The 12450-nt window shown below is 54.0% G+C and carries 10 protein-coding genes; all 10 read right to left on the bottom strand.

What is annotated here, in order from left to right; all coding sequences use genetic code 11:
• Position 1: 1 nt before the first annotated feature.
• A complete protein-coding gene (locus DVA43_RS24880) occupies positions 2–526 on the bottom strand; it encodes a putative T6SS immunity periplasmic lipoprotein (RefSeq protein ID WP_210405534.1) in 525 nt (174 codons plus the stop codon).
• On the bottom strand, positions 520–1080 hold the full coding sequence (locus tag DVA43_RS05025) for a type IV secretion protein Rhs (RefSeq protein ID WP_114314762.1): 561 nt from the start codon (positions 1078–1080) through the stop codon (positions 520–522). The genes DVA43_RS24880 and DVA43_RS05025 overlap by 7 nt, the downstream gene beginning before the upstream one ends.
• A complete protein-coding gene (gene tssH / locus DVA43_RS05020; RefSeq protein WP_114314761.1) occupies positions 1080–3719 on the bottom strand; it encodes a type VI secretion system ATPase TssH in 2640 nt (879 codons plus the stop codon). The genes DVA43_RS05025 and tssH overlap by 1 nt, the downstream gene beginning before the upstream one ends.
• Positions 3720–3887: 168 nt before the next feature.
• Positions 3888–4379: a type VI secretion system effector Hcp gene (gene hcp / locus DVA43_RS05015; RefSeq protein WP_103179849.1), complete on the bottom strand. Its 492-nt coding sequence runs from the start codon at positions 4377–4379 to the stop codon at positions 3888–3890.
• 5 nt (positions 4380–4384) lie between these two features.
• Positions 4385–6109, bottom strand: a complete 1725-nt coding sequence (locus DVA43_RS05010; protein WP_114314760.1) for an OmpA family protein — start codon at positions 6107–6109, stop codon at positions 4385–4387.
• 3 nt (positions 6110–6112) lie between these two features.
• Positions 6113–6766 (bottom strand): type VI secretion system protein TssL, short form, encoded by a 654-nt coding sequence (gene tssL, locus DVA43_RS05005; protein WP_114314759.1) that lies wholly within the window; start codon positions 6764–6766, stop codon positions 6113–6115.
• Positions 6763–8103: a type VI secretion system baseplate subunit TssK gene (gene tssK / locus DVA43_RS05000; RefSeq protein WP_114314758.1), complete on the bottom strand. Its 1341-nt coding sequence runs from the start codon at positions 8101–8103 to the stop codon at positions 6763–6765. Before tssK ends, tssL begins: the two co-directional genes overlap by 4 nt.
• Before the next feature lie 13 nt (positions 8104–8116).
• Positions 8117–9652, bottom strand: a complete 1536-nt coding sequence (tssC, locus tag DVA43_RS04995) for a type VI secretion system contractile sheath large subunit (RefSeq protein WP_114317077.1) — start codon at positions 9650–9652, stop codon at positions 8117–8119.
• Positions 9653–9694: 42 nt separating this feature from the next.
• The gene (gene tssB, locus DVA43_RS04990; protein ID WP_114314757.1) at positions 9695–10186 is read right to left on the bottom strand and encodes a type VI secretion system contractile sheath small subunit; all 492 of its coding nucleotides are present in this window, start codon (positions 10184–10186) and stop codon (positions 9695–9697) included.
• Between the two features lie 467 nt (positions 10187–10653).
• Positions 10654–12270: an ABC transporter substrate-binding protein gene (locus DVA43_RS04985; RefSeq protein ID WP_114314756.1), complete on the bottom strand. Its 1617-nt coding sequence runs from the start codon at positions 12268–12270 to the stop codon at positions 10654–10656.
• Positions 12271–12450 lie beyond the last annotated feature (180 nt).

The raw sequence follows: 12450 nt of genomic DNA, 5'->3' as shown, positions 1-12450 counted from the left end.
TTTAATTAAGAGGATCTGAGGTATAGGGGTATTCACAGGATCCAGCATGGTTGCCCTGAACAGGCGTAATATCTATATTTTTCATTTCGCTATAGGGGCGCACTATTTCCATATCCGTCAGAGGAATATTGAAAATGCACCCCCGGCTAATTTCTACTCCAGAAACCATTCTTCGTGGTGTGTCTTTATGGCTTTTTGATTGCAGTACATAAGAAATGATGAATTGCCCTTTATCCGGAAAATGATAGAAAGAGGGAGAAAGGCATAACAGCCCCTTTTCTACCCTGATGGGAGGGAAAAAGATAATTTTCTCCTCCCCTGGTAGCGTCCCGCGCGGATTAATAGCAATATTTACCGGTTGATAATCCTCCGCATCCGGTATAGCAAAACAGATATTATCTCCTCTTGTACTGGCTGTTGCCTCTTCGTCGAATCGCCATCGGTCCCCAGGACAACCAGTAAGCACAGGGAGGCAGAATAATAAAAGAAAGGCTGAAAAATAATGTTGCCGGATCATGTTTACCATGGAAACCCTCGCAACGCATTTGCATACTGTTTCTCAATAACCGGCTCACTGATATTCCCATCAAGTGTAATAACATTAAGATCCCGGAGCCCGCACCATTTTATGTACCCCTCAGCAAGCAGAATAAAATGGTCAGAGATAATCTGTGCCTGCTGTTCCATAGGATATTCACTTAACAGTCGTCCATCCAGAACATAACGGTAACTCACCGCCCAGCTCACTAGTCCCCGACAGATGACATTCATTCCCTTTTCCCGTTGCCAGACATGAACCATTTCATGAATGAACATATGTTTATAGAAAGGAACACTGAGCGAATAATCTTCCCGGTAATGCTCACGGAAATAAATTTCCCCATTTGGTGCCATAGCCGTATTTTTATTCTGAAGGCCAAAGGGAAGATAGCTGTCATGGTGGATCCAGACCTTATGGTATGGGATCGTCGATCTGAATACCGACTTCGCCAGCGCAATCTCACCTGAAGTCAGTAACCGCAGCGTTCCTTCTTTCTCTTCTTTTTGCTCAGCTTTCTTTTTTTTATCATGGATAGTCATCACTCACCCTCCTGCCGCAGCTCAATCACAACCCCCTCATCTTCATCCCAACCCAGAGTGAGATGCTGTGGCTTCTGCCCCGCCGCCATATGGTTGAGCAACTGCTGGCTCAGTACTGGCAAAATCTGCTGGTTCAGCAGGCTGTCGATATTGCGCGCCCCGGTATCCGGCAGCAGGCAGGCGGCGGTGAGTGTATCGTACAAAGATTCATCAATGGTGGTCGTCATACCGTAGTGACGCGCCAGACGCCAGCTCACCTGGCCGAGTTTCATCCCGACGATCCTGCGCATGGCCTCCTGTGCCAGCGGACGGTAAATCACGGTCTGGATACGCGCCAGCAATGCGGGCTGGAAGTGGTCGCGCAGCAACGGGCGCAGCAGTTCGTGCAGGTCACCTTCGGTGGCTTCCGGCTGTTCGTCCAGCATCTGCATGATATGGTCGCTGCCGAGGTTGGAAGTCATCAAAATCACCGTGTTACGAAAGTCGATTTCCCGCCCCTCTCCGTCGCGCATAAAGCCGCGGTCGAACACCTGGTAGAACAGGTTCATCACATCCCGGTGCGCCTTTTCAACTTCATCCAGCAACACCACGCTGTATGGGCGCTTGCGTACCGCTTCGGTGAGGATGCCGCCCTGGCCGTAGCCGACGTAGCCCGGAGGCGATCCCTTGAGCTGGGAGACAGTGTGCGGCTCCTGGTACTCTGAGAGATTAATGGTGATAAGGGATTTCTCGCCGCCGAACAGTTCATCGGCAAGTGCTAAAGCGGTTTCGGTCTTGCCGGTGCCGCTCGGGCCAGTCAGCAGGAATACGCCCTGCGGGCCGTTCTCCGGCGCAAGGCCTGTTTTTGAGGCACGCAGGCGCTGCGCAATAGCGTTCAGCGCCGCATCCTGGCCCACCACACGTTTGCTCAAACTGGTTTCCAGACTCAGCAGTTCCGTCTGCTCATCCTTCATTAATGATGAGAGCGGCACGCCGGTCCAGTCGGCAATCACCGTGGCGACAGTACGCGTGTCCACGTCCAGCCCCAGCAACGGGTTATTCTGCTGCACGGCGCCAAGCTGTTTCTGCAGGTCTGCAATCTCCGCCTGACGGGAGATATCCGCGCGGCAGGCGAGCAGTTCTTCTGTAAGTTTCAGCTCCTGGCCGTACTGCGTTTCCAGCGCGTCGAGCTGCAGGATAATATTGATTTCGTCCTGTTCTATGGCGGCCAGGCGCTCTCCGTGGGTGGCGTTACCCACCGCCATATCCTCCAGCAGCGCCTGCTTTTCCATCGCCAGGGCCGTGAGCTGCGCCTTCATCCAGGTTAGCGGTTCCGGCACGGTGTCAAGACTCATGCGAATACGCGCCGAGGCGGTGTCCAGCAGGTCCACCGCCTTGTCCGGCAGTTGACGGCCGGTGAGGTAACGCCTGGAGAGAGTGACGGCAGCCTTCACCGCCTCATCCGTAATGTGCACCCCGTGGTGCTGTGCATAGCGGGATTTTAGCCCCCGGAGCATCAGGCAGGCGGTGTCGTCGTCCGGCTCGTCAACCTTAACCATCTGGAAGCGGCGCTCCAGTGCAGCGTCGCGCTCGAAGTACTGCTTGTACTCGCTCCAGGTGGTGGCGGCGATGGTGCGCAGTTCACCGCGGGACAGGGCCGGTTTCAGTAGGTTGGCTGCATCCGCCCCGCCCGCCTGATTGCCTGCGCCGATAATGGTGTGGGCCTCGTCAATGAAAAGGAGAACCGGCAGTGGCGACTGCTGCACCGCGTCTATGATGTTTTTCAGACGCTGTTCGAACTCACCCTTCACACCTGCCCCCGCCTGCAGCAGGCCAAGGTCAAGGGTGCGCACGCTCACCGGCTTCAGGCTGTCCGGCACGTTGCCTTCCGCAATGCGCAGCGCCAGCCCCTCCACCAGCGCGGTCTTCCCGACACCCGGCTCGCCCACCAGAATCGGGTTGTTCTTGCGGCGTCTTGAGAGAATGTCCACCATCTGGCGGATTTCATTATCCCGGCCAAATACCGGGTCGATTTTACCCTCGCGAGCGCGGGCGGTGACGTCGAGGGTGAACTTATCCAGCGCGTTCTGCAGGGCCGGATTCAGTTCCCCTTCTTTTACACCGGCATCAACCGGCCGGCCGACAAATTTCACCTCACCGCCCTGCGTCATCTCAGCCTCCTGCTGCACCTCTGGACGCTCGTCCGACTGCGCATCCAGCAACGGACGTAAACGCTCCAGCTGGCTCTGGGCCAGCGTTAACAGCGGCCACAGACCATCGCAGCGGGCCAGGCGCTGTTTTTCCACCAGCGCCATCAGCAGGTGAATGCTGCGAATGTGCTCTTCCCCTGCCAGCGAGGCGCGCAGCCAGGCATCCTGCATTAACGACTGCACCGCGTCCGAAAGCTGCGGACGGCTGCGCACTGAGCGCGGCAGTGAATCCATGAACCCCAGCAAATCCTGCCAGATGGCGTCCATATCCCATTCATAGCGCCGCGCCAGTACCGTCAGGTCGCCCTCGCCCTGCTCCAGCAGTTTCAGCAGCCAGTGCTCCGGCAGGATTTCTGCGTGCGCGCGCGTCTGGCACAGGGAGGCAGCGCCCTCCATCGCACGGGCACAATAAGGATTAAGACGGCGTAACAGGATGGCTGGATTTTCCATGAGATTCTCTCTTTATCAGTTCCGGACATGCTACCGCCCGTCGCTTTTCCTCATTTAAGGAACCCAAAGCGCATAAGGTCAGGCAGGCAGATTGTGTTTTTTTGCTGAATACCCGGAGGGCCAGGTATTCAGCAAAAAAAGCAGACGGATAACCGTCTGCTCAGGGAATCAGGCGGTAGCGCGTTCATTCCAGGAATCGGAATGAATGATGTTGCCGTCTTTATAGGTCCAGGTGATTTTTTCGTAGCGCAGCTCAATCTGTTCCAGATGGTTGTGCTTCTCTTTGGAGGGATCCTTGATGTCATGCATCAGCGGGTTGACCTTCACCACCTTCACGTTCTCAAGTTTCGTGTTGAAGTACTCCACTTCCTGACCCGCATCGTTGATTTTGTACCACTTGAATTCCGCAGACTTCAGGGTCTGACCGGTGGTCACCGCCTTGTACAGGTACGGGCTGGAGGAGTCGATTTCCTTGGTGAACAGGAACGGGGTATGGATACGCGTGCCGGTCAGCTTGCCGGTATTGTTATCGGTCGGGATGTACAGGTTGTGCTCCTGCGCCACCACCTCGATGCTGCCTTCACGGTCCTTCACGTCTACGGAACCTTTAATGTCCGCGCCGCCGTCATCCTTCAGCCACAGATAAACTGGAATTGCCATGTTAATTACTCCATTTCATTTTTTGATACGTCATCGTCCTGAGATGACGCAGGGGGGGTGCCCGGTAACTGACAGGCATTTGCCTGCGGTACCAGACTGATTTCGACACGACGGTTAAGCGCGCGGCCTTCCGTTGTGTCGTTGGTGGCGACGGGGCGGCTTTCGCCGTAGCCCTGCACCGCAAAACAGCTCTCCGGCACGTCGCCGGTGTCGCGCATCCAGTCGCGAACAGATTCGGCGCGTTTCATAGAAAGCGCCTGATTTGATTTTTCATCGCCCACGCTGTCGGTATGGCCAGCCACCACAATCAGCCAGCCGGGCTTCGCCTTAATACCGACCAGCGAGTTCACCAGTAGCCTGGTAGAGCCGGGTTTCAGCGCCCATTTGCCAGTGTCAAACAGAGACATGCTGTCGAGGCGGACAGTCTGTGGACCCTGGACGATTTTGTTAATCACAGCACGAGGTGGCGACGGTGGTGCCCAGTCGTTGATAGCTGCTTCTACAGGGGGAATCAGACGCATCCCCTGATACAGTCCTACCCCATAACGCAGTGGCTCTCCCTTTTGCAACCAGTCATCAAGCTGGCGGCTATCAGCTCGAAGTCGCTGCTGTGCTTGCATTTTTGGCGCCGGCGGCGTACCGCTAAGACGGTGGTACACCGCAAGATGGTCACCGACGCTGCGAATCAGGCGCTGGTTGTTAATAAAAGAAGCCAGCATCGCCAGCACAAGGAAGAGAAAACAAACGCCACCAGCCAGACGCGCATCTTTCATCCGCTGGCTAACACCGTGGCAACGCGGCAGATACGGAAGCAGAATATCCGGAAGGGGCAGCATCTCGGACGCGAGAATAGCGTCGGGGCGAAGCGTGGTCACACTGACTATTTGCTGCTGCCAGAGATTCCCTTCAACTGCAGCGACCGGCGTCAGACATATACCTGTTGCACAAAGTTTCAGTGGGAGAAGCTCTCCTTGACGGGAATTGAGTGGCCGTGAAAGACACCTTTCTGTCAGAGCCAGAGCGCTGTCCAACCAGAGCGCATGGTACAGACGTGAGGCATGGCTGCCGATCTCCTTCTGCCAGTCGGTAACCAGCAGGGCAACATGGCCATTCTGCCTTATTCTGACACCTTGCAAATCGGGCGTGAGAGTAAACCAACAGGCACCCTCTTCATGTTGATGCCCGTAATCAGGAGGGGTAACCCAAGCCACGTTCCAGACTGGCGGCAGGCCATTGAGCCAGGTTCGACACTGCATAATGCTGCGTCGCCATCCGCGAAGCGACTGTGCCAAAGCTTCCTCGCTCGTTTGCTGTTCCGGAAGTACAGAAAGCATTACAGAAATCTGTGACACCAGCGCCGGACGCACGGTAGCCAGCTGCTGCGCCAGCAATGACAGTTGTTCGGCATTCTCTGCCCTCAGATACCAACCCTGACGGGTTTCACGGTGCCCTGTATCAGCAGAAAATAGCTGTGCGGTATCGCCGCAGACCAGCACTATTGCGCCCTGAAAATCCTCTGGTGGCAGGCTATTTTCTTTTATTTGTCCAACGGACGACTGACGAAAGCGGAACTGCCGACGTTGACGCCAGAGTACCGCGCCGCAAATAAGCAAGACGCATAAGCTGAGAATAAAACGATTCCCGGCAGATACAGACCAGAAACTCAATACCAGCCACAGGGCAAGAACTGTGGCAAGTATCGTGAGAAAACAACGTGTGTAATCACGCATCTCTTATCCCCGCCCTGCTATCTGCTCGACCATCTGCGATAATAAAGAGGAGAAGGTGAACCACAGTGCCGTCAGCACTACAAAACCAGCCACCCAGCCCAGCCAGTACATCCGACGTCCGTTACTCAGGCGAGATGCTCTGACTACCACCGGTGCGTCCTGAGCCAAGGTGAATGGCGGTACCCGCTCACTGAGGGCGTGTACCACATCCTCACGACGTTCATCGTCCTGAGCACGGTACTGGCCAACAAAGCCAAGTTGTAGGGTCCGGTACAGGCAAGTCAGGACCGCCACATCCGGCGCAGGCTCGCGCAAAATTGTACGAATTTGCTCCCATAGCTCTTCCCCGGCATTCAGAGTACTGAAAAAACGGGCCTGCAACGGGTCCTTCCGCCATTTGCGATAGCCATCATCCTGACTGTCCCGGTTCAGAACGCTTTCATCCAGTAGAGCACAATACGCATACAGCATCCGATCACAGCTCAACTCGCTGAAACCGGCCTGAACAAGCGACTCACGCGCAACATTTACCCACCGGCAAGCGCGGCGGTAAAGCGCCTCCCCGTCCTTGATTTCCTGCCCATTGCGCAACTGGCTGACCATCAGCCAGCCCGGATAAAAAGTTTTGTTTATCAGGTCAGTATCAGAGGTATTCATGAACGCAGCACCGCAAACAGTTCTAGTTTCACTTCCCCAAGCGATTCCGGGGTGTAGAAGGTGCAGTTCCCGGCCTCTAGCATGGCGCGGGCTGCATTTGTGGACAGGTCTAGTGCAAAATACTGGTTCTCCAGACGAAGCGGTATTGCAGCAGGGACATGACTCAACGGTTTAATCACCATCCCGCTAAGGGCGATGTTTACCACCTCGGAAACATCATCATGGCTACCAGCTTTACAAAGCTGCGGAAAACGTGTTTGCAATTCGTGGTTTGGCATGGAAGAGCGCACGGAGAGATAGAAATCCGCCCCTTCGCGTAGCCGCCCATCGTGCAGTCTTCCGCGCCAAATTTCCCGGTCTTCGCCTTGCTCCAGGGCAATGGCGATAACCCGCGAAGGTAGGCTGGCTTCCAGAAGCTGATCCAGCAGGGTAAATAGAGGTGGAAACACCTGTTCCGGCCTGTCATGCTGATAAGCAGGAATATCGTCGGCATTGTGTTCAAGGGAGAAAGTCAAAAGACTGCCAGTAAGCCTTGCCAGTTCACGGTAAAGCAGTTCAGGATGACGTGACGGTGTCTGATGTAGTTCTGCCAGCACAGGTTCGGCACTGTTCAGTGCATTGAGCAGCCAGAACAAGGAAACATCCGCCACAGCAAAATCCGCCATCCGCTCATTGCTTTCACGTCTCATCGACATTAACCGCTTACGCCGTGCCGCCAGGCGGTGCAGAAGATCCTTTAATTCACCGATCAGCACAGGACTTGCAGCCAGCGACAGCAGCGGTGGAATAAAGCTTGCTTCCCGAACCCACTGTCCTTGAGGGTTACGGTTCAACCTTGCAACCGGGCAGGTCAGGTAAGCACTGTTTTCCTGAGTGGACAGACGCAGCGTCAGCGAATGGCGTAGTACAGTCAAATCGCTACGCTCATGGCCAGCCAGTTCCTGAACCGTCACTCGCTCCGCCTGCCAGCGGCGCGGACGGGCGCTGTCGCTCCCGTCATCCAGATTACCGCCGTTAGCGTTGAGCAATGGCAGGCATAAAAACACCTCAACACTCTCATGGCCCAACACGGATAAATCACAAACCGGCGGAAGATTATCCGCCAGATCAGTATCTACCAATGTCCCATCGGCAAAGCGTACTGACAGACGGGTAGCATTGAGCCGGGAAAGCGCCAGTGCGTTGTCGTCAAACTCAGCGCACAGCACACCCCAAGGGTGCGCCAGCGCCATCCGTGCAACAGTATCAGCAACGTGCGCATCCCAACGGGCCTGCTGCTGAAACTGTTGAGGGGCCAGAAAAGCCCCGTCGCTCCATAACGGACGATAAATTTTCATCCCTGCACCCGCCTTATGCTTTCGCTTTCGGCATCTGGCTCACCAGCGACAGATTCACGTCCATGCCTTCCACCTGGAAGTGTGGCACGGCGTACAGCCGCACGCGGAAGAAGCCCGGGTTGTCCTCGATGTCTTCCACCACTACCTTCGCGTCGCGCAGCGGATGCGATGCCTGCAGCTCGTCGCCCGGATCGGTCATTTCGGTTACCAGACCGCGTACCCAGGTGTTGAGTTCCAGCTCAAGCAGACGGCGATCTTTCGTCGTACCGATGTTTTCGCGCTGAATCAGCTTCAGGTAGTGAGCAATGCGTGACAACAGGAAGATATAGGGCAGCCGTGCGTTGATGCGGCTGTTGGCGGTCGCATCGGCGGTGTCGTACAGGGCCGGTTTCTGGGTGGAGTTCGCCGAGAAGAAGCAGGCGTAGTCGCGGTTTTTGTAGTACGACAGTGGGATGAAACCGAGATTCGCAAACTCAAATTCGCGGGTCTCCGGGATCATCACCTCAGACGGGATCTTCACCTGGTTGCCGGTGCCGAGATCGTACAGGTGGATCGGCAGATCTTTCACCGCCCCGCCCGCCTGTGGGCCACGGATCTGTACGCACCAGCCGTTGTTGATAAAGCTTTTCACCATATTGGAGGCGAAGGAGAATGACGCGCTGGTCCACAGGTATTTCTCGTGATCCGGGCCTTTCACCTGCTCAACATAGTTGAAGCTACGCACCGGCACGGTGTCCGGACCATACGGCAGACGCCCCAGCACCCGCGGCATTACCAGGCCGATATAGCGGGCATCGTCGGTGTCGCGGAACGATTTCCACTTGATGTACTCGGCGCGGTCGAAGTAGTTGCCGATATCTTTGATCGCGGCAACCTCTTCCATCGACTCTTTCAGGAAGAACTTCGGACCGACGGAGCCGATAAACGGCATATGCGCCGCGGCAGACACTTTGGAGATGTTGCGTAACAGCGCCACGTCCTGCGGGCTGGCGTCAAACTCATAAGCCGATATCACCGAGCCAATCGGTTCACCGCCCGGGGTGTCGTATTCGGCGGTATAGGTGTGCCAGTAAAGCCCGCTCTGAATGAGCTCCGGCGCGTCTTCAAAGTCCTGGCGCAGAGCGTCTTTTGAAACATCCAGAATTTCGGTTTTCACATTCTGGCGATAGTCTGTGTTATCCACCAGCTGCTTCAGGCCACGCCACAGGGATTCCACTTTCTGGAACTCTTTATGGTGCATCACCGCATCGAGCTGGCGGCTGATCTGAAAATCGAGTTCTGCGATATGGTGGTCAATCAACGTCTTGTCGAGCTTTTCCACCTGTTGTCCGGAACGGCGGATGCAGTCCATAAACACCTGCATCGCTGCAGTCAGACGTTCACCTGCTGACGCATCAGCCAGCGCGGCGTCATCCAGAAACGCATTAATATCGCCCAGGCTGGAGGCTGGGGTCAGATTGATTTTTTCAAACAGAGAGGCATACACACCCTCTTTTTCCAGTACAGTAGTTTGCCCCTGAGCAGAGCCATTTTCAGTATTTAAAGACATCAGCATATTCCCGGTTAATCCATTAAAAGAGACATCCACACATTATTTAGGGGCAAGCGCACTCATTTCGTTACGTAATTCCTGAGTCAGCGCCGGATCCTTAAGAATTTTCTCGAGCTCTTTTCTGAAAGTGGCGTTATCCAGCAGATTGGATTTGAGATCGCGTAATAAATTACGCATGGCCAGCATCGCGCGGAGTTGAGGGATCTGACGGGCAACCTGTTCAGGTTCGAAGTCTTTCATGCAAGAAAACTGCAGGCGGATATTTTCTTCTTCACCGTCGTCAGTGAGCGTATTTTGTACGGAGAGATTAATCTCCGGGTTAAATTCCGAAAGTACGCTGTCAAAGTTGTTTTTATTGACGTTAATTTTTTCACGTTCAGATAACACACGGGTTTCTTTACCGTTACTGAAATCTCCAACCGTCAGAATCTTAAGGGGTAATTCAACTTTCTTCTGTGCGCCACCGGTGTGGAGAGCCAATTTTAAATTTATTCGTGCCTTCGGCACTTCATTCTGGAAAGAATCAGCCATAGCGGTCCCTTTTCCTTAAGGAATAGTTGTCGAGTTAAATCATGTTTATTCGCGAGTGCGATAGTAGAACAAATAATTACAATGGATCAACTAACTATTACTCCAAAATTAGCGTTTATCTGCTGAGTTACAGGTAGCTCTAATTGCAAGTACCATTATCTGACCACGGCATATTAAAAACAACACTTGCCGCCAGCCAATAAATAAAAACCATCCCCTAAGAGGACTGTATATTATATTTATATTCTATTATTCTTTTTTAGCAAATCAACGAGAATTATGAATCCCGCCGTTTTATAAGAATAGCAGGCAGTCATTTCTATATGGCTTTATATATCCATCAATATCAGAAATAACCATAATGAATAAAACTGAGACAGAGGCAGGCAGAATATGAAATTGCGGGCAAAAAAAATGGCGCCAGATGTCGCGCCATTTATTGAGAGAGCCCTATCGTACGGTACCGCTTAGTGCTTCACGATATACATCGTGCGGCTATACGCCACATCTTCCGGGTTGTTAATCGGATAGCCTTTCACCCACGGCTTGATTAACCGCCCGTTGGTGTACTGGTAGATCGGCGCAATCGGGGCTTTTTCCGCAATGATTTTTTCTGCGGTATTGTAATCCGCATTGCGGGCCTGCTCGGTGGTCTCCAGGGATGCCTGGTTAATCACCTTGTCATACGCCGGATCGTTGAAACGCGAGATGTTGCCAGTATGCGTTGAGGTCAGCAGGGAGAGGAAGGTTGACGGCTCATTGTAGTCACCTACCCACGAGGCGCGGATCACATCGAAATTACCGGTGTTGCGGCTGTCGATATAGGTTTTCCACTCCTGGTTCTGCAGCTTCACATCCACTCCCAGGTTCTTTTTCCACATCGACGCCACCGCGATAGCAATCTTCTGGTGGTTCTCTGAGGTGTTATACAGCAGCGTCAGCTTCAGCGGTTTCTGCGCATTGTAGCCAGCCGCCTGCAACAGCGTTTTGGCCTGCGCGTTCATCTCTTCCTGGCTCATCTGCTCAAACGGCGATGGCTCAGGGGTAAACCCTGCGGTCACGTCCGGCGTGAAGTGCCATGCTGGTTTTTCGCCGGTACCCAGTACTTTCTCAGCCATGATCCGCCGATCGATGGTCATGCTCAGCGCCAGACGCACTCTCGCATCCGCGGTCGGGCCTTTCTGGGTGTTAAAGGCGTAATAATAAGTACCCAACTGCGGCGGAGTATAGACCTGCCCCGGTATGTCCTTCATCAGTTTCTGATAAAGATTTTTCGGGAACGATTCGGTGATGTCGATATCGTTCGCCAGATAGCGCTTGGTGGCAGACGACTCCTGGTTGATCGGGATAAAGGTCACTTTCTGCAGAACGGTTTTGTCGTTATCCCAGTAATGGCTGTTGCGCTCAACCACCAGCTTCTCGTTGACCACCCGGTCTTTCAGGATATACGCACCGTTACCTACCAGCGCCCCAGGACGGGTCCACTCCGGGCTGCTCTCCACATTCGCTTTTTGTACCGGATAGAAGGCGAAGCTCGCCGTCAGATTGGCAAACCACGGCAGGGGTTTATCGAGCTGCACGCGCAGGGTTCGGTTATCCACTGCCGTTACGCCCAGTTTATCCGGAGTTGCCTTACCGTCGATGATCGCCTGCGCGTTAACGATTCCGGCCAGGGCCGCAAACCAGGCGAAAGGCGAGGTCGTTTTGGGATCCACCAGACGCTGCCAGCTGTAGACAAAATCCTGGGCAGTGACGGGAGTGCCATCAGACCATTGCGCGTTTTCGCGCAGGGTGAAAGTCCAGACGCGGTTATCATTACTCTGCCAGCGGGTCGCTACGCCTGGCACCAGTTCGCCCTTTTCGTTTTGATTCACGAGCCCCTCGAACAGATCGCGGATCACCTGAATTTCAGGCAGGCCAACCGCTTTAGCGGGATCAAGGGAGGCAGGTTCATCTTTGATATGACGCACCAGCTCCTGTTTGGATGCCAGGGTTGTCCCGGGGGGAACATCCGCCGCGAAGGCGTAAGAAGAGAGGCCACACAACAATAAGGCAGAACAGATCAACGAAACCGGATGCTTCATGAGATCCCCTTTGAAATGATGGGTAACGAGCAGATGGGTAATTATTTGTTTCGGAACAGTGAAATGCAAACAACTTCCGCCGGAAAGTTGATATCTGCCGGTTTTACCTTCTGGCTGAAACTATTTGATTAACCGTGTTTTTTGCACAACACTGCCAGTAATACAATCTGATTCAGGAAC

The sequence above is a fragment of the Leclercia sp. W6 genome (assembly GCF_003336345.1).
Lineage (GTDB): Bacteria > Pseudomonadota > Gammaproteobacteria > Enterobacterales > Enterobacteriaceae > Enterobacter.
Note: the sequence above shows the minus strand (reverse complement) of the source record. Positions and strands in the feature narration are given on the sequence as shown.